At 71.8% G+C, this 18,444-nt stretch carries 16 protein-coding genes; 9 read left to right on the forward strand and 7 right to left on the reverse strand.

Going from position 1 to position 18,444, the window contains the following annotated elements:
• Nucleotides 1–122 precede the first annotated feature (122 nt).
• Nucleotides 123–3,329, forward strand: a complete 3,207-nt coding sequence (locus ABT123_RS30170) for a glycoside hydrolase domain-containing protein (protein WP_351320391.1) — start codon at nt 123–125, stop codon at nt 3,327–3,329.
• Here the strand turns inward: ABT123_RS30170 and ABT123_RS30175 are convergent.
• From ABT123_RS30175 to ABT123_RS30195, 5 genes are all read right to left on the reverse strand, one after another.
• A complete protein-coding gene (locus tag ABT123_RS30175; RefSeq protein WP_351320393.1) occupies nt 3,322–4,203 on the reverse strand; it encodes a helix-turn-helix transcriptional regulator in 882 nt (293 codons plus the stop codon). The two genes, ABT123_RS30170 and ABT123_RS30175, sit on opposite strands and share 8 nt — an antisense overlap.
• 76 nt (nt 4,204–4,279) lie before the next feature.
• The gene (locus tag ABT123_RS30180) at nt 4,280–5,074 is read right to left on the reverse strand and encodes an SDR family NAD(P)-dependent oxidoreductase (protein ID WP_351320395.1); all 795 of its coding nucleotides are present in this window, start codon (nt 5,072–5,074) and stop codon (nt 4,280–4,282) included.
• A 69-nt stretch (nt 5,075–5,143) separates the two neighbouring features.
• Nucleotides 5,144–5,380, reverse strand: a complete 237-nt coding sequence (locus ABT123_RS30185) for a DUF397 domain-containing protein (protein WP_351320397.1) — start codon at nt 5,378–5,380, stop codon at nt 5,144–5,146.
• On the reverse strand, nt 5,377–6,201 hold the full coding sequence (locus ABT123_RS30190) for a helix-turn-helix domain-containing protein (protein WP_351320399.1): 825 nt from the start codon (nt 6,199–6,201) through the stop codon (nt 5,377–5,379). The genes ABT123_RS30185 and ABT123_RS30190 overlap by 4 nt, the downstream gene beginning before the upstream one ends.
• A gap of 52 nt (nt 6,202–6,253) precedes the next feature.
• Entirely contained in the window at nt 6,254–8,350 is a 2,097-nt protein-coding gene (locus tag ABT123_RS30195) for a penicillin acylase family protein (protein ID WP_351320401.1), read from the reverse strand.
• Nucleotides 8,351–8,417: 67 nt separating this feature from the next.
• Here ABT123_RS30195 and ABT123_RS30200 point away from each other — a divergent pair, with 67 nt between their 5' ends.
• Both ABT123_RS30200 and ABT123_RS30205 read left to right on the forward strand, forming a co-directional pair.
• The gene (locus tag ABT123_RS30200; protein ID WP_351320403.1) at nt 8,418–9,173 is read left to right on the forward strand and encodes a siderophore-interacting protein; all 756 of its coding nucleotides are present in this window, start codon (nt 8,418–8,420) and stop codon (nt 9,171–9,173) included.
• Between the two features lie 84 nt (nt 9,174–9,257).
• The gene (locus ABT123_RS30205) at nt 9,258–10,118 is read left to right on the forward strand and encodes a DUF817 domain-containing protein (protein ID WP_351320405.1); all 861 of its coding nucleotides are present in this window, start codon (nt 9,258–9,260) and stop codon (nt 10,116–10,118) included.
• Here ABT123_RS30205 and ABT123_RS30210 read toward each other — a convergent pair.
• A complete protein-coding gene (locus ABT123_RS30210) occupies nt 10,016–10,822 on the reverse strand; it encodes a GNAT family N-acetyltransferase (protein ID WP_351320488.1) in 807 nt (268 codons plus the stop codon). The two genes, ABT123_RS30205 and ABT123_RS30210, sit on opposite strands and share 103 nt — an antisense overlap.
• A 62-nt stretch (nt 10,823–10,884) precedes the next feature.
• On the opposite strand from ABT123_RS30210, the gene ABT123_RS30215 reads away from it, so the two are divergent.
• From ABT123_RS30215 to ABT123_RS30240, 6 genes are all read left to right on the forward strand, one after another.
• Nucleotides 10,885–11,265 (forward strand): cupin domain-containing protein, encoded by a 381-nt coding sequence (locus tag ABT123_RS30215; RefSeq protein ID WP_351320407.1) that lies wholly within the window; start codon nt 10,885–10,887, stop codon nt 11,263–11,265.
• 176 nt (nt 11,266–11,441) lie between these two features.
• Entirely contained in the window at nt 11,442–13,664 is a 2,223-nt protein-coding gene (locus ABT123_RS30220) for an MMPL family transporter (protein WP_351320409.1), read from the forward strand.
• A gap of 39 nt (nt 13,665–13,703) precedes the next feature.
• Nucleotides 13,704–14,249: a GNAT family N-acetyltransferase gene (locus tag ABT123_RS30225; RefSeq protein WP_351320411.1), complete on the forward strand. Its 546-nt coding sequence runs from the start codon at nt 13,704–13,706 to the stop codon at nt 14,247–14,249.
• A gap of 51 nt (nt 14,250–14,300) precedes the next feature.
• On the forward strand, nt 14,301–14,849 hold the full coding sequence (locus ABT123_RS30230; RefSeq protein WP_351320413.1) for a hypothetical protein: 549 nt from the start codon (nt 14,301–14,303) through the stop codon (nt 14,847–14,849).
• Nucleotides 14,850–15,000: 151 nt separating this feature from the next.
• Nucleotides 15,001–15,168: a hypothetical protein gene (locus ABT123_RS30235; RefSeq protein ID WP_351320415.1), complete on the forward strand. Its 168-nt coding sequence runs from the start codon at nt 15,001–15,003 to the stop codon at nt 15,166–15,168.
• 80 nt (nt 15,169–15,248) lie between these two features.
• Entirely contained in the window at nt 15,249–18,311 is a 3,063-nt protein-coding gene (locus tag ABT123_RS30240) for a helix-turn-helix transcriptional regulator (RefSeq protein ID WP_351320490.1), read from the forward strand.
• On the opposite strand, the gene ABT123_RS30245 is transcribed toward ABT123_RS30240, so the two are convergent.
• Complete coding sequence (locus ABT123_RS30245) at nt 18,274–18,444, reverse strand: DUF6191 domain-containing protein (protein ID WP_351320492.1); 171 nt, start codon at nt 18,442–18,444, stop codon at nt 18,274–18,276. The genes ABT123_RS30240 and ABT123_RS30245 overlap by 38 nt on opposite strands.

Consider the following 18,444-nt stretch of genomic DNA (forward strand, 5'->3'; position numbering starts at 1 on the left):
CCCCGCCTCACTCCCGTCCCTTCGCCCCGTCGAGCTGTTGCTCGGCGGGGCGAAGTGCTGCCCGGCCCCTGAGCGTTTGTTGTCATGCGATATAAGGATTCGTGAGAAAAACATCTATCAGAGTGTCAGTTGGCACACTGGCCTGCCTGTTGCTGGCCTCCGTCACCCCGGGCCAGGCCACCGCCGCGGCGCAGCCGTCCGTCTGGGTTGCGAGCGGGGCCGACCACGTCTTCTCGTCCTCGCAGGCCCCCTTCCGGCCGACGAACGCGGTGACGATGTTCTCGGCGCGCAACGAGGTCCAGGCCGCCCAGATCGTCGTCCGCTCGGGGCAGACGCTGTCCGGCCTGTCGGTGAAGGCCGGCGACCTCACCGGGCCGGGCGGAGCAGTGATCCCGTCCTCGCGAATCACCGTGAACCGGGAGTACAACCACCCGAACATCGCGAAAATCCAGAGTGGTCACCAGCAGGAGCCGCCGGACGGCGGCACGAGCTACTACGACGCGCTCGTCGGCAACGCCCCGCACCAGCTGGCAGCGAACACCACGCAGCCCTACTACTACAGCGTGGCGGTGCCCACCGGGCAGGCGCCCGGCGCCTACACCGGCAAGGCCACCGTGCAGAGCTCGGCCGGCCCGGTGGACGTGCCCGTCTCCGTCACGGTCTACGACGTCGAACTGCCCCCGACGAACCGGTCGACGTTCCGGATGAACAACTGGTTCACCTCGGTCGGCTGGGACTACAAGTGGACGGCGTCGTCCATCCCCGACCAGTACGGGGTCGCGGACTTCTCCCCCGAGTGGTGGACGCTCATGGGGAACTTCGCCAAGAACCACGCCAAGCACCGCAACAACGTCATCTACGCGGACTTCCAGGCCCTTTCCATACCCGACACCACGCTCGTGGACGGCAAGTACACCTTCACCTGGAAGAACTTCGACCGCTTCGTCGAGCTCTTCAAGGACGCCGGCTCACTCCAGTACATCTACACCCCCACCCTCGTCGAGGACGCCGGCAAGAAGCTCGAGGCGCTCGTCAGCGACGGCAACGGTGGGGTGAAGATGGCCTACCTGACTCCGGGCTCGGCCGAGGCCACCGCGTACGTCAACACGGTACTTCCCGCCCTCAAGGCCCACCTCGACTCCAAGTGCCTTGACTCGGGGCCGACCTGCGCACCCGGCCGCCGGTGGAGCGACGTGTTCTACATGAGCGCCGTTGACGAGCCCTACGCGGCGGACCAGACCCAGGTCTCCTCCGCGAAGTGGCTCTACGAACGCTACCGCGAGTACTTCCCCCAGGGGCAGACGAACGAGGCCCACCACGAGGCCGTGCCGGCCCTGGACGACGTCCTCGGCACCGTCACGCCGATCATGGACGAGCACTACGACAAGAACGCCGGCTACTACCAGAACCAGCGTCTCGCCGGCCAGGACCTCTGGCTCTACTACTGCATCGGCCCGCGGGACCGCCACCTCAACCGCTTCATCAGCTACCCGCTCTCCGACTCGCGTCTGACGCCGTGGATGGTGTCGGCGGTCGGCGGCAAGGGATTCCTGCACTGGGGCTGGAACATCTGGACGCAGCCGGTGGGCAACCCGCCGACCCGCTTCGACCACATCGACACCTTCAACGACTGGACCAACGGGGACCCGTTCCTGGTGCGCCCGAACAAGGACGCCCTCGACGTCTACGACAGCGTGCGCAGTGAGGCCCTGCTGGCCGGCATCCAGGACTACGAGCTGCTGCACCAGCTCGCCGCGGTCAAGCCGGTCCTGGCCCGGGCCCTGACCTCGTCCCTGATCACCAACACCACCGAGTTCACCACCTCGGGCGCGGAGATCGACCACCGCCACAAGCAGATCCTGGACGCCCTCACCACCCCCGGTCCCGACGCCTCCTACCCGTTCGCCGAGGACTTCTCCTCTGGCGCCGACACCGAGTGGCGGCACACCCGCGGCTCCTGGTCGGTCACCGGCGACCAGGCGTACGTACAGAGCGACACCGCCAGTGGCTATGACACGGTCTCCGCAGTGGCCGGGCGTGCCTACCAGGACGTCGCCGCCTCCGTCGACGTCCGGATCACCGGCGTCAACGCCGACGGCGGCGACACCAACTGGGCCGGCCTGACCGTCCACAGCCAGAACCCGACCGACCGGCAGACCGGCTACCTGGTGGGCCTGCGCAACAACGGCGAGGTCTTCGTCAACCGCAGCGGCACCACCCTCGCCACGGCGAAGGTGCCCGGCTACACCTCCGGCCAGACGGTCACCCTGCGGGCCGTCACCCGCGGCTCCACCCTCAAGGTGTACGCCGGAACGGCGGAGCTGATCTCCCTCACCGATGCGAGCTACCCGGTCGGCAACGTCGGCCTCGCCACCGGCGGCGCGAGCGCCCGGTTCGACAACGTGCGGCTCAACCCCGGCACCAACCCCGCCGAAGGTGCCGCCGTCACCGCCTCCAGCAGCTACGAGGCCGACGGCTGGAGCAGGAACGCCCTCACCGACGGCCGTCGCTCCCTGCCGACCGGCACCAACGGCTGGAGCAGCATCGACAACCTCGCCACCGACCACACCGAGTCGGTGACGGTGGACCTCGGCGCCGCCCGCCGGATCGGCCGCCTGGACCTCTTCGGCCGTGCCGACGGCTCCAACACCGGGCTGGGCTTCCCCGTCGACTTCACCGTCCAGGTCTCGGCCGACAACGCCACCTGGACCACCGTCGCCGACAAGCGCAACCACCCGAAGCCCGACGCCTCCGCGCAGTCCTTCCCCTTCGCACCCACCGACGTGCGCTACGTCAAGGTCACCGGGACCAAGCTGCGCACGGACCAGCGCGGCAACTACCACATGCAACTGGCCGAGATCGAGGCCTTCGGCGCGGAACTGGCATCCAACCGCCCGGTGACGACGTCGAGTTCGGTGGAGGCCTCGGGGTGGAAGCGCACTGCCGCCACCGATGGCATCGTGAACTCGGCGGAGGGCTACTCGCTGGGCTGGAGCAGCCAGAAGTCGCCCACGGCAGCGGCCAACGAGTGGATCACCGTCGACCTCCAGGGAGCGAGCCAGATCAGCCAGGTCCAGCTCACCCCGCGCACCGACGGCGCCAACACGGGCCTCGGCTTCCCGGTCGACTTCACCGTCCAGGTCTCATCCGACAACGCCACCTGGACCACCGTCGCCGACAAGCGCAACCACCCGCGCCCCGGCGCCGCAGCCCAGACCATCTCGTTCGCGCCGACCACGGCCCGCTACGTGAAGATCACCGGCACCAGGCTGAGCACCGACCAATTCGGTGACCACTACCTGCAACTCGGCGAGATCGGCGTCAACTGACACAAGGACCGCAGTCGAGCCGGGAGGGAGTCCCGGCGGCCCAGGCCAGCAGCATCCGCAGGCCGTCGTGCGAGGGGCTGCCCGGCTCGGCTGCGTACGTGATCAGAGCCTGATCGGGGTCGTCGGCTGCGCGCAGGGTCTCGTAGGCCAGTTCCAGGTCGCCCACCACCGGATGGCGGAACCGCTTGGTCCCCGAGGTCTTGTCCTGCACCGGGTGCTCGGCCCACCAGCGGCGGAAGTCCTCGCACTTCATCGACAGTTCGCCGATCAGGCTCGCCAACTGCGGGTCCTCGGGGTGCCGTCCCGCGTCCAGGTGGAGGTAGGCCACGTTCTCGCGGGCGCAGGAGGGCCAGTCCGCATACAGTTCGCGGGACGTCTCGTCGAGGAAGGTGATCCGGGCGATGTTGCGCTCGGCCCGGTCCAGGGCCCCGTAGTCGCCGAAGAGGGCGACCGCTGCGGCATTCCAGGCCAGGATGTCCATGCGCCGGCCCATCACCATGGCCGGCACGTCCACCAGTTCGTCCAGCAGCCGCTGGAGCATGGGCCGTACGCCCTGTGGCCGGGCCTGGCGGCGGGAAGCGTGCCGGGTGGAGGGCTGCGGACGGGCGAGGCGGTACAGGTGCCGCGTGGCATCCCCGTCCAGCCGGAGGGCGCGGGCGAGGGCGTCGAGTACCGCATCCGAGGGGTTGGGCACGCGGCCCTGTTCCATCCGGGTGTAGTAGTCGACGCTCACCCCGGCGAGCTGCGCGATCTCCTCGCGGCGCAGGCCCGCGACCCGGCGCCGGCCTCCGAAGTCCGGCAGGGCGACGTCTTCGAGGCGCAGGAGGGAACGGCGGGAGCGGAGGAACTCGCTCAGGGTGATGGCTGTGCTCATACGCCGATTGTGGCCGGTCGTGACGGGTGGCTGCCTGGCCCTGCCGGGGCCAGGCAGCCACCCGTCACGCGTGCCGTCAGGAGGCGGGGGCGGCGGTCGCCACGCCCCCGTCGACGACGATGTCCTGGGCGGTGATGTACGAGGACCGGGGGGAGAGGAGGAAGGCCACGGTCTCGGCGATGTCCTCGGCCTGGCCGAGCCGTCCCAGCGGCACCTGGGCGCGGATGGCATCGTGCGAGGCGGGGTCCGGGACGGCGGTGTGGAGCATCTCGGTGACGATGTAGCCCGGGCTGATCGAGTTGACCCGGATGCCCCGTCCGGCGAGATCACTGCTCAGGGTGCGGGCCAGATTGTGGACGGCGGCCTTGGTTGCCGCGTACACCGGTGCGATGGCCATGCCCCGGTGCAATGTCCATGAGGCGTTGATCACGACGGAACCGCCACCCGCCGCGTCGAGCAGCGGCAGAACCTTCTGGATCGTGAAGAACACGCCCTTGAAGTTGACGTCGACGCTGAGGTCGAAGTCCTGCTCGGTGACCTCGCCACTGCGCTGGAACACGCCGACCCCGGCATTGGCGAACACCCCGTCGAGGCGTCCGTGGCGGTCGCGGATCAGGGCGCCCAGGCGGTCGAGATCGGTGAGGCTGGCGGAGTCGGCCCGGACGGTGAGCAGACGGGAGCCGTGGTCGGAGACCTCGTCCAGCTCTTCGGCCGCGCGGTCGAGACGGGCATCGTCGCGGCCGGTGATGACGATGTGGGCGCCGGCTTCCAGGAGCAGACGTGCGGTGGCCAGGCCCATCCCGCGGGTTCCGCCGGTGATCAGGACGACACGGTCGTGGAAGCCGGTCACATTGCTGTTGTTGTCGGTCATGACCACAGCCTCGCCACCGGCCTCCGGGCCAACCAGGCCCGGATCAACCGGGGTCTCCCAGAGCCCCCTTCAGCAGGTGGCAGCGAGGAAGGCGGACCAGATCGCCGGTGAGACGGTGAGCACCGGGCCGTCGGCGACCTTGGAGTCCCGGACGTGGACGGCGGCGGGGTGCGCGGCGATTTCGACGCAGTTGCCGCCGGAGTCGCCGCTATAGCTCGACTTCCGCCAGTGGTAGGCAACTTCGATGCAGGCGCCGCCCTCGTCGCTGCTGTAGCTCGACTTGAACCAGGCCAGTTCGTGCGTCATGACTCTCCTAGCAGGTCGTCCAGCAGGCCCATGCTGTCCTCCAGTGAAAGGGCCTGAGAACGCAGCATCCCATACTTGAGATGCAGGGAATGGACGTCGTCGGGATCGTCCAACAGGAAGCTGACGCGCTGGCCTTCCAGATAGGCAAGCTGGTCGTGGTCGCCTGTTTCCAGGAGGATCATCGGTCCCGCGAGGCCAGCGTGGGTGGTTCGGCTGGTCGGGATGATCTGGAGTCCGAGGAAGGGGAGTTTCGCCATCTCCCGTAGGTGTCGAAGCTGCCCGCGGAGCACCTCCATGCCGCCGATCGGCCGCTCCAGGACAACCTGTTCCAGGATGAAGTGCATCATCGGCGGCCACGGCTTGCGGTTGAACAGCGTTTGCCGGGCCAGTCGTGATGTCGTGTGCTGCTCAGCCTCCTCCGGCGTCAGCGGCGGATAGAGGCAGCCGAAGACCGCCGCTGCGTACTCTGGGGTTTGAAGCAGCCCGGGGATCACGTGGTTCTCGTACCAGAGCAGGCTCTCTGCATCACGTTCGTGGTCGATGTAGTCGATCGCGAACGCTGGGTACCGCTCCCGCTTCGGGACCTTCGTCAGCGCTTTGCTCAACGCCCCACGCGTGTCGAACAGTTCGTCGAGGGCCGCCGCCATCTTCGGTTGAAGGAGGCGGCGGCCCTGTTCCATCGAGGAGACCGTCTCGCGGTCCACGTGCAGGTGTTCCGCCAGGCTTTCCTGGGTGAACGGCGTCTGCCCGCGGAAATGTGCCGCCAGTACGCCGACGACCATCCAAGAGGCGTGACGACGGGGCTTGTTGGTGTCTGTCATGCCGGGGTCCTTGCCCGGTCGGACGGAGCCTGACGCCCCGTCGACACGTACATCACTCGTACAAAAACGGCTCCCGGCTGAGCCGGTCCCAGTCGGTGACCACCGGCACCAGCTCGCCCCGTGCCCACAGCGGCAGTTGGTCCTGGTGGTGCGGGTCGCCCGGGACCCCGTCTGCGCCCAGTGGGACCACCCACAGGCTGTCCTCGCGCCGGGCCAGGTCCCAGACGTACCGGGCCGCCGAGGCGCGGACGATCAGGTCGGTGACGCCCGGGACGGAGGAGGTGGCGTTGACGCAGTCGTGGTCGCCCGCCAGGCCCGGCCAGGAGGCCCCGGGGTCCGGCAGGGCCTGCCAGGGGGCGAGGCGGTGGAGCTCGGACCACGGCACGTCGCGGAAGGTGGCCGCCGTGTCCTCCAGGGCCGCCCGGACATGGGCCGTGCGGTCCAGCTCCGGGAGGAGGGGGCTGATCAGCAGGCCCTCCAGCGCGTAGCCGGTCTTCGGCAGGAGCAGCTGCCAGTCGTGCAGCACCTCCGGCCCGGTCGGCGGGCCGGCCAGCTCCGCGAACAGCGGGTCGGCGGCGATCCGCCGGGCGAGGGCGGAGCGGTAGGCGGCGAAGAGGGCCGCGTCCGTACTGTCCGCCGCCATCCGGCGGTCCCAGCCGAGCAGCCGCTCGCGTACGGCAGAGGCAGCCGGGCCGAGGCCGTCGAGGGCGGGCAGCGGGGCGAGGAGCGGGCCGGCGGCGGCGAGGTGGGTGTCCCGGTGGATCTCCGCCATGTCCTTGGCCGACCAGCCGGCCGAGCCGCTGAGCAGTTCGCGGATGCGGTGCGCGCGGTGGCCGGGGGCGAACTCCACGCCGTACGGGGAGGCGATGCCGCGCGCGTTCGCCATCACGGCGAAGCCCTGCACCGGCTCGGTGACGGTCGCGGCCCAGCCCTGCCAGGCGTACTGCGGCTCCCAGGCAGGCACCGGCCGCAGCCGGTTGGCGGGGTCGCGCAGCGGGACGGCGCCCGCGACCCGGTGCAGCAGGCCGCCCGCGGAGTCGGCGGCGAGGACCACGTTGACGGGCTCGGCCCAGCCGTCGAGCGCGCGGTCGACGTCGGCGACCGTACGGGCGCGCAGCAGCGCGGGCAGCGCGGCGAAGCCGAGGTCCTCGCAGACCCGGGGCGGGTAGCGCAGGCTCAGGTCCTGTTCCGCCCCGTCGATCCCCTGCCTGACGACGACCGGGCCGTGCGCGGTCTCCAGCACCTCCACCTCGAGATGGAGGAACGTTTCGCCGTCCTTGACGGTGAGGGTCTCGGTGTGGCGGGCGACCGGCTCCCAGGTGTCGTCGGCGGCGCGGGCCAGCAGCCGGCCGTGGCCGTCCTCCCGCAACTCCTCGACGTACAGGTCGTGGTAGTCGGCCATGGCGTTGGTGATGGCCCAGGCCGCGGTGCCGGTGTGGCCGAAGTGGGCGATGCCGGGCACTCCGGGGACGGCGAGGCCGAGGACGTCGTACTCCGGGCAGCAGAGACGTATCTGCTGGTAGACGCCCGGGTCCTCGATGGTCCGGTGGGGGTCGCCCGCGAGGATCGCCGAGCCGCTGACCGTGCGGTCCCCGGGGACCAGCCAGCCGTTGCTGCCGCAGCTGCCGGGGTGGTCGGCGGCGAACAGCGGGACGGCGGCGTCGCCGAGGGTGCGGGCGACCCGGTCGCGCCACAGCTTGGTGGGGAAGCCGGCGAACAGGATGTGGGTGGAGACCCAGACGGCGAGCGGAACCCAGGGGTCCCAGGGGGTGGGGGAGAGGCCGGTGTCCGCGAACCGGGGGTCGCGGGCCGCCCCTCTCGTGAGCCCGGCGTTCACCCCGGCCACGTACGCCCGGACCCAGTCGGCGGTCTCCGGATCCAGGGCGTCGAAGCAGCGCCGGGCGGTGTCCGCCAGCCGCGCCTGGCGGGCGAACCGGTCCCAGGCGACGGCGGCGGGGCCGAGGAACGCGGCGGTGGAGCCCTGCGCGCGGTGGCGGGCGGTCTCCAGCTGCCAGGCCCGGTCGAGGGCGGTGATCCGGCCCTGGGCGTAGGCGAGTTCGCGTGGTCCGGCGGCGCGGAGATGGGGGATGCCATGGGCGTCCCGGTACACCTCGTGGTCCGCAACGGTCGCTTCGCTCGCACTGCTCACACGTACCCCCAGGCGCGTCAGGTTAGGCTGACCTAACTATAGGGTGCCGGGAAAGGGGCGGACGGACATGGCTGTGGGCAAGGGCTGGGAGGGCGTGGTCCTCAAACTCCTGCGCGCCAAGGACTTTACGTTCACTGTGACCGGGGCGGAACAGGTCACGGCGGACTACCGGCGGGTCGGCTTCACCGACGGCGGACTGCTGGCGGCGGCCGGGGAGTCCCTGCACCCGACCATGTGGGTGCGGCTGTGGTTCCAGGACCACGGCAAACCGCACCAGCGGGCCTATACCCTGGTCGATCCCGACCCGGCGGCCGGCACCTTCTCGCTGGAATTCGCCCTGCACGACGGCGCGGCCAGCAACTGGGCGCGATGCGCGGCGCCGGGGGACACCATCGAGGCCACGGTCCAGGGCACCGGCTTCGTCCGGCCCGCGCCCGCGCCCGAGCGGCTGCTGGTGATCGGGGATGCGGCCTCGCTGCCCGCGGTCAACTCCCTGTTGGACGCCTTTCCGGACACCCCCGCCACGGTGTGGTTCGAGACGCAGCACGCCTCGGACGCGGAACTTCCGGTCCGGCTGGACCCCGCCCGGCACGAGATCCGCCGGATCCCCCGCGAGCGCGGCGGCGCGGCCCTGGTCGAGCGGGTCAAGGCCGAACTCCCGGCGCTGGCACCGGATCCGGCCGCCGCGTACGTCTGGCTGGCCTGCGACACCGCCACCACCCGCGCCTTGACCTCCTGGCTCCGCAAGGACCTCGGCCTGCCCAAGTCCCGACTGGACAGCCTGGGCTACTGGCGCGACGCCCCCCGCGGCGCCGCTGCGTAGCTCCCCCGCGACCCTCCGCCCGGGCCGCCCCCCAGGGCGTCCCGGGCCGGAACCCCGCGGGCGGCTCCGGGCGTCTGCGGGAACATGCGCCCGAACGAGACCCCTCAGCCCGCGAACCCGGCCGGCCAGCTGCTGCGCTTCGGGTTGCTGCAGGCACGCTGCTGTGCCTTTCCCGTTGCCCTGGTGCTCGGGATCGGGGCGTCGGGGCTGCTGCCCGAGCTGCCGGTGGCCCGCTACGACCTGGTCCTGCTCTACGGGGTCGGCCTGACCGTGCTGGCCCGCAAGGCCGGCTGGGACAGCGCCCGCGATACCGCCGTGATCGCCGCCTGCCACGTCATCGGGCTGCTCTTCGAGCTGGTCAAGGTGCAGATGGGGTCCTGGGTCTACCCGGAGGAGGCCCTCACCAAGGTGGCGGGCGTCCCGCTGTACGGCGGCTTCCTCTACGCGGCCGTCGGCAGCTACGTGTGCCGCGCCTGGCGGCTGATGGACCTCTCCCTGGACCGGTACCGGGCGCGGCCGATGGCAGTCCTGGCCGCCCTCGTCTACCTCAACTTCTTCACCCACCACTGGCTGCCCGACCTCCGCTGGCCCCTGGCCGCCCTGCTGCTCCTCGCCCTGTGGGGCACCTGGGTGCACTACACCGTGGGCGCCGTCCGGTACCGGATGCCGCTGTCCCTGGCCTTCGTACTGATCGGGTTCTTCCTCTGGGTCGCCGAGAACGCCGCGACCTACGCGGGGGCCTGGAGCTACCCCGACCAGCTCGACGGCTGGCAGCCGGTGCCGCTCGCCAAGTTCGCCGCCTGGTCCCTGCTGATCAGCGTCACCTTCGTCATCGCGGCCCGCTACGCCGCCGTCCAGACGTACGGCGTGGTGACGCCCAGCACCTCGAAGCCCAGGCGCTCCAGGATCGGCCGGCTCTGGTCGGAGGCGTCGACCTGGAGGTAGCGGATGCCGCGGTCGGCGGCGATGCGGGCGCGGTGGGCGACCAGGGCGCGGTAGATGCCGCGGCCCCGCCACTCGGGGGCGGTGCCGCCGCCCCACAGGCCGGCGAACGAGGCCCCGGCCGGCATCTCGATGCGGGCCGCGCTCACCGGGCGGCCGGCCGCCATGGCCACCACCGCGGCGAGGGTGTCCGGCTCCTCGGTGAGCCGGGTCAGGACCTGGTGGTGCAGGCGCGGCATGGACTCCCCGAAGGCCGCCTCGTGCGCCGCCATCATCAGCTCCACCCCGGCCGCGTCCGTCACCGGTACCAGGGTCACCCCCTCCGGCAGCGCCGGGCTGCCGCCGTCCGCCGACCGCGCGGTCAGGTCCGCCACCCGTGCCACCATCAGCGTCTCCGGAGGTTCCGGCACCAGCCCGGCCGCAGCCAGCCGCGCCCCCAGATCCGCCGGGCCGTCGTGGTCGTACAGCTTCCACTCGAACTCGTCCGCGCCGCGCCCCGCGAAGAACGCCACCTGCTCGGCGATCGCGGCGTCCGCGGTCTGATCCGTCAGGTCCGACCAGAGCACCGCGTTGAAGCCGAGGCCCGGCGCGCTGTGCCGGACCACCTGCCCGGCCCGCTCCACCACCGCACCCGGCCCCTCGGGCTGCGCCCCGCGCCGCATCTCCGCGTCGTACCGGGCCCGTACCTGTACGCCATCCGTCGTCATCCGCATCCGCGCAGCCGACCAGCCGCCCGCCCGGGCTCGCAACTGGATTAGCCTCGCTTTCCATGAGCGACAACGTCTACGTCGGCCGGGCCGCCGCCGACGCCGCCCTCGACCACGGCTGGCTCCTCGGCCACTTCAAGGACCCCGACGGCCCCCGCCACAGCGGGGACGTCGAGATCAAGTGGGGAATGCACGCCAAGGGCGAGGAACGCGCCCAGTGGGTGCGGGGCGAGCAGCGCACCGCCCTCCAGGTCCTCATCAGCGGGCGCTTCCGGCTGGAGTTCCCCGAGCGCACGGTCGTCCTCGCCGAGCAGGGCGACTATGTGGTCTGGGGCCGCGGAGTCGATCATTCCTGGTGCGCGGAGGAGGACACGGTCGTCCTGACGGTCCGCTGGCCTTCCGTCCCCGGGTACAAGGTCCCGCACACCACCGCAGTCCTGTGACGATGCGCACGAATCGGGCCAACGATCACCAATCGCTGCGATCGTGTCGGTGGAGACCACCCAGGGCGACCCCCTAGGGCAACAGGGCCACAGGTCCACAGGTCTCCTGCGTTCATGCGTTCTGCGTCGGGCCGTCCCGGTGAAGATCCGAGCCACCACCAGGGGAGCACGATCCGTTGGCAGCAATCGCACGGTGGTGTCTGCGGCACCGCCTCGTCGTCGTCCTGCTCTGGCTGATCGCCCTCGGCGGCACCGCGGCGACCGCCGCCACCGCCGGAAGTGCGTACTCCAACAACTACGAGGTCCCCGGCACCGAGTCCGGCAAGGCCGCCGACCTGCTCCGTGAAGGCTTCCACGGCCAGGGCGGCGACACCGACACCGTCGTCTGGCGCACCCCGCCGGACCGGACCGTCCGTGCTCCCGACGTCGAGCAGCGCATGACCGCCGCCCTCGACACCATCGCCGGACTCCCCGGCGTCGGCTCGGTCGCCGGCCCCTACGGCGGCCCCGACGGGGCGACCCGGATCAGCGCCGACGGGCGCACCGCCTACGCCGTGGTCACCTTCGACCGGCCGGCCGACGCGGTCCCCAAGGCCCAGGCCGCGGCGGTCGTCAAGGCCGCCAAGAACCCGCAGACCGAGGCAGACGGCCTCCAGGTCGAGCTCGGCGGCCGGGCCATCGGACTCACCGAGGCGCCCGGCGCCCACCTCGCCGAGGTCATCGGCGTGGCCGTCGCCGCCCTGGTCCTCTTCCTCGCCTTCGGCTCGCTCGCCGCCAGCCTGCTGCCCATCGCGACCGCCCTGGTCAGCGTCGGCACCGCCTACTCCGGCATCAGCCTGCTCGGGCACGCCATGCCGGTCGCCGACTTCGCCCCCATGCTCGGCACCCTGGTCGGCCTCGGCGTCGGCATCGACTACGCGCTGTTCATCGTCACCCGGCACCGCAAGGGCCTCCAGCGCGGCCTCCCGGTCGAGGAGGCCGCCCGGACCGCGGTGGCCACCACCGGCCGGGCCGTGGTCTTCGCCGGCGCCACCGTCTGCATCGCCCTGCTCGGCATGCTGGTGCTCCGCCTGGACTTCCTCAACGGCGTCGCGCTGGCCGCCTCGCTCACCGTGGTCCTCACGGTCGCCGCCTCGGTGACGCTGCTGCCCGCCCTCCTCTCGTACATCGGGATGCGCGCGCTCTCCCGCCGCGAACGCCGCAGGCTCGCCGAGCACGGTCCGCAGCCCGAAGGGCCCAGCGGGTTCGCCGCCCGCTGGTCCGCCTTCGTGGAACGGCACCCCAAGCTGCTCGGCCTGGTCGCCGCCCTCGTCATGGTGGTACTGGCCCTGCCCACCCTCTCCCTCCACCTCGGCACCTCCGACCAGGGCAACAACCCGGCCACCGCCACCACCCGGCAGGCCTACGACCTGCTCGCCGAGGGCTTCGGCCCCGGCACGAACGGCCCCCTGGCAGTGGTCGCGCACCTGGGCGACGCGGGCGACCGGGTCGCCCTGGACCGGCTCGGCGCAGCCCTGAGGAACACCGAGGGGGTCGCCTCCGCCGGGCCCGCCGTGGTCAACCGCAGCGGGGACACCGCCGTCCTGACCGTCGTACCGGAATCCGCCCCGCAGTCCCGGGACACCAGCGAGCTGGTCGACCGGCTCCGCCAGGACGTCGTCCCGCGCGCCGAAGCGGGCACCGGCATGGAGGTGTACGTCGGCGGGGTGACCGCCGGCTACGACGACTTCGCCGAGGTGATCATCGGCAAGCTGCCGCTGTTCGTCGGCGTGGTGATCGCCCTGGGCTGTGTCCTGCTGCTGCTCGCCTTCCGGTCCATCGGGATCCCGGTGAAGGCGGCCCTGATGAACGTCGCCGCCGTCGCCTCCTCCTTCGGCGTGGTCGTGGCGATCTTCCAGTGGGGCTGGGGCAGCGAACTGCTGGGCCTGGGCAGCGCCGGGCCGATCGAGCCCTTCCTGCCCGTGATCATGGTCTCGGTGCTCTTCGGACTGTCCATGGACTACCAGGTCTTCCTGGTCAGCCGGATGTACGAGGAATGGCTGGAGACCGGCGACAACCGGCGTGCCGTCCGGGTCGGCCTGGCCGAGACCAGCCGGGTGATCAACTCGGCGGCCGTCATCATGATCTCCGTCTTCCTCGCCTTCGTCCTCAGCGGCGACCGGCTGATCGCCATGTTCGGCATCGCCCTCGCCGTGGCCGTCGCCCTGGACGCCTTCGTCCTGCGCACCCTCCTCGTCCCCGCCCTCATGCACATGCTGGGCGGCGCGAACTGGTGGCTGCCCGACTGGCTCGACCGCCGGCTGCCCAAGATCAGTATTGAGCCGCCCGAGAGCCGTCCGCATGGCAAACTGCCAGCGCAGCGGCCCACCGACGATCCCGCGGAAGCCGCCTCCCACTGACCGTTCCAGTCCCACGGCCGTGCGCCGTAAGGAGCCCGCATGTTCTCCATAGACCTGGCCGATGACGCCCAGCTCTTCCCGCTCGAGGTCTGGCACGCCGAGGAGTTCCTGGCGCACATCGACCGCGGCCGTGAGTTCATCGGCGTGCACGTGCCCTTCCCGGACCGGGCCACCGACCTGGAATCAGCCCGGAACCTGCTCGGCACGAACGCCGCGAAGGCCGCCGCCGACGGCGCCCGCCTCTACGGCATCCGGGTCGACGGCACCCTGCGCGGCGGGGTCCTCTTCCCCGCCTTCGACGCGGAGCAGGGCGTGTGCGAGGTCGGCTGCTGGCTGGAGCCCGCCGCGGCCGGCCGCGGCCTGGTCACCGCCGCCTGCCGGGTCCTGATCGACTGGGCCTTCCACACCCGCGGCATGCACCGGGTGGAGTGGCACGTCTCCTCCGCCAACGCCAAGAGCATCGCCGTTGCCGAGCGGCTGGGCTTCACGCGGGAGGGCGTGCTGCGCGAGAACTTCCGCCACCGCGGGGTCCGCCAGAGCACCGAGATCTGGTCGGTCCTCGCCCACGAGTGGCCCAAGGCCTGATCTCCCTCGTCTCTCAGGAAGCTCTCATGCGGGGCGCCTACGGTGCCCCGCATGGACACCACAACCCCCACTGCCGCCAAGACTGACGCGGCGCCCGAGGAACTCGTCGAGCCCGCCGAGGCCGCTGAGCCCGTCGAAGGCGCTGACGGCCTCGACGCTCACGACGAGGAGCCGGAGCTGGAGCCGGAGCCGGAGGACCGCCCGACCGGAGTCGGCGCCGCAGCCGCCGCCCTGGCCGGCGCCGGACTCTCCGTCATCGCCCTCACCGGCAGCTGGGTCTCCCGGGTACTCGCCGAGCGCCAGACCCTCGTCGGCCAGATCGAGTCCGTCAACGCGGCGAGCACCGAGGCCAAGATCGACGCCCTGTACGGCGACGCCTGGCACCTCACCGCCCTGGTCAACGGCTGCTTCTCGGCCCTCGCCCTGATCCTCGGCATGCTCGTCCTGGCCGGGCCCTCCTTCGGCGCCCCCGGCCGTTTCAACCCCACCTGGGTCAGGGCCGTCTCCTGGGCCGCCTTCGCCCTCGGAGCCCTTGGTGTCCTGCTCTTCGGCCTCATGTACTTCGACGTCCTCACCCCCCTCCCGAAGGCCGCCGGCTAAGGCCGTAAGGCCTAAGGCCTGCGGTCCCGGGTCTAAGGACCCCCGCCCCGCACACATGCGGCATGCTCCCGATGTGCCGGCACCCCCTGGGACGCGAATCTTGAACCACACCGAACGAGGTGCAAGAGAAACGAACCGGGGAGAGAACGAGATGTTCGCGCACGAGATCGCCGCCACCCGCCGCGCCGACTTCATCCGCCAGGCCGACGCGTACCGCCAGGTCCAGCAGGCCAAGAAGGCGCGCCGCGGGTCGGCGCGGGGCCAGGAGCCCGCGTCGGCGGCGAGGGAGGACCGGAACCGCTTCACCGCCGCCGCGTAGCCCGCGCCGCGACCCGTGTGATCTGACACGTGATGAGAAGCGCACCGATAACAAGTGCCGGCGAGCAGGACGTCTGTGCCATGCTCGGCGGCGTGGAGACCAGATCTGTCAGCCCGGTGTTCGTCGGCCGCGCCGACGAACTGGCCGTACTCACCGACGCACTGGCCCGGGCCGCCGGCGGAGAGCCGCAGGCCCTTCTGATAGCCGGCGAGGCCGGGGTCGGGAAGACCCGACTCACCGAGGAGTTCCTGGGCGAGGCGACCCGGTACGGCGCCGTCATGGCCGTCGGAGGCTGTGTGGAGATAGGGGCGGAGGGACTTCCCTTCGCCCCCTTTTCCACGGCCCTGCGCACCCTGCGCCGCCGCCTCCCGGACGAGTTCGCCACCGCAGCCGCCGGCCAGGAGGACGAGCTGGCCCGGATTCTCCCCGAACTCGGCGACACCCCCCGCGGCCCGCACGACGAGGAAAGCACCCACCGTCTCTTCGAACTGACGGCCAGGCTGCTGGAACGCCTCGCCGCCGACCGCACCGTCGTCCTCGTCCTGGAAGACCTGCACTGGGCCGACACCTCCACCCGGCACCTGCTCGCCTACCTCTTCCGCACCCTCATCAGCGGCCGGCTGGTCGTCCTCGCCACCTACCGCGCCGACGACATCCACCGCCGCCACCCGCTGCGACCGCTGCTCGCCGAACTCGACCGGCTGCGCACCGTCCAGCGGGTCGAGCTGCCCCGCTTCAACCGGGGCGAAGTCCGCCGCCAGCTCGCCGGCATCCTCGCCTCCCAGCCCGACGAGTCCCTTGTCGACACCGTCTTCGACCGCTCCGACGGCAACGCCTTCTTCGTCGAGGAACTCGTCGCCTGCATGGGGAACGGCTGCCGCACCGGCCTCACCGAAAACCTCCGCGACCTGCTGCTGGTCCGCGTCGAGGTGCTGCCCGAGGCCGCCCAGCGAGTCGCCCGGATCGTCGCCGAAGGCGGCTCCACCATCGAATACCCGCTGCTGCGCGCCGTCGCCGGGCTGACCGAGGACGAACTCATCGAGGCCCTGCGGGCCGCCGTCGGCGCCAACATCCTGCTCGCCACCCCCGACGGCGACGGCTACCGCTTCCGGCACTCCCTGGTCCGCGAGGCCGTCAGCGACGACCTCCTGCCCGGCGAACGCTCCCGCGTCAACCGCCGCTACGCCGAAGCCCTGGAAGCCGACGGCACCCTGGTCCGCGCCGAGGAGCGGATCATCCGGCTGGCCAGCTACTGGTACTACGCCAACGACCCGGCCAAGGCGCTGCCCGCAGCACTTCAGGCCTCGGTGGCCGCCCGCTGCCGGCACGCCTACTCCGAGCAACTGCGCCTGCTGGAACGCGCCCTGGACCTGTGGGACAGCGCCCCGGACGAGGTCCGCGAGGGGCTGCGCCCCGCCGACTACACCGAGGTGTACCCTCCGTGCGGCTGCGATCCGGCGACCACCCCGCTGCAACGGCTCGACCTGCTGGCCGAGGCCACCGTCGCGGCCCGGTTCGGCGGCGAACGCGAACGCGCCCTGAAGCTCACCAAGATCGCGCTGCAGATGCTGGAGGACGCCGCCGCCGACCAGGACCTGCTGCGCGCCGCCTGGTTCTGGACCGAACGCTCCGGGCTCGTCGCCAGCCTCGCCCGCGGCGACGGCTGGAAGGAGCTGGGCATCGCCCAGGAACTCGTCCGGGGGCTGCCCCCGTCCCAGGTGCACGCCGAAGTCCTCGTCAAGGCCGCTGGCTGGGGCATGGTCCACAGCCCCGGCCCCGACAACCTCGCGGCTGCGGAACGCGCCGCCGAGTACGCCCGTATGGTCGGCGCCGAGGAGACCGAACTCAACGCCCGGATCACCGTCGGCTGCCTGCGCACCGACTCCGGAGACCCCGCGCAGGGGTTCGCCGAGATGCGCTCGGTCATCGAACGGGCCACCGCACTCGGCGTCCCGCTGCTCGCCGGACGCGCGTACATCAACTTCACCTCCCAATTGGAGGCCTGGGGCCGGTCCCGGGAAGCCGTGGAACTGGCACAGCAGGGTGTGCAGATCGTCGCCAAGGCCCGGCTGCTGGACGCCGAGGCCTGGCTCTGCGGAAACATGGCCGAGAGCCTGTACAGCCTCGGCCGCTGGGAGGAGGCCGCCGAGGCCGCCCGGCGCGCACTGCACGTCGGCCAGAGCGCGGCGCCCCGCGGCTCGGCCTCCGCACGCCTGGGCTACCTCGCCCTGGCCCGCGGTGAACTGACCGAGGCGGCCACCCGGCTCGCCGCCGCCCACGAGCACTTCGGCACCCACGACACCCAGCCCCAGCACCGCATCCCGCTCTACCGGCTGGCGGTCGGCCTGGCCGCGGGGGAGGGCCGGCCGGCCGAGGTCCGCACCGAATTCGCCGAAGCCGTCGGCTACGGCTTCCCGCTCGCCAGCCACCGCTACGCCTGGCCGCTGCTGCTGGCGGCGGCCACCGCCGAAGCGGACGCCCGGGGCCTGCCGTCCGCCGACGCCGGCCGGGACGCCGCCGTCCGGCTGATCCGCGACGCCACCCGCGGGCTGGCCACCCCGGCCCCGGTGTGGGCGGCCCACGCCGAGTACGTCCGCGCCGAACTCCTGCGCGCCGAGGGCCGGGACGCCGTGGCCGACTGGACCGCGGTCGAGGAACGGGTCCGCCCGCTGGAGCGCCCGTACCTGCTGGCCCGGGCCCGCCACCGGCTCGGCGAGGCACTGCTCACCGCCGGCGGCGACCGGCAGCGGGCCGTCGGCCTGCTCCGCGCCGCCTGCGCCGACGCCGAGCGCCTCGGCGCCCGCCGGCTCCGCGAGGACCTCGCCCTGCTTGCGCAGCGCGCCCGGCTCCCGCTCACCGCCCACGAGACGCCGGACCGGCCCGCGGCCGACACCGATCCGGTGGAGGCACTGGGGCTCACCAGCCGCGAGCGGGACGTCCTGCGGCTGGTCGCCGCCGGACAGACCAACCGTCAGGTCGCCGAGGAGCTCTTCATCTCACCGAAGACCGCCAGCGTCCACGTGTCCAACATCCTGGCCAAGCTGGGTGTCGCGGGCCGCGGCGAAGCCGCCGCCCTCGCCCACCGCCTCCGCCTGTTCGCCCCGGTCAGTCCTCCTGCGGAGGCTGCGCCGGGACGCGTATGACCACCGCGCCGTAATCGAGATCTATCGGGCCCTTCCCCGGGTCGCCGTCGTTCACGTCGACCCGGGACAGCTCCAGCCGCTTCTTCTCCTCGTCCGTGTGCTTGCGTCCCGGGCTGAACAGCTGCTCGATCAT

This window comes from Streptomyces sp. NPDC002054 (assembly GCF_040296685.1).
GTDB lineage: Bacteria > Actinomycetota > Actinomycetes > Streptomycetales > Streptomycetaceae > Streptomyces.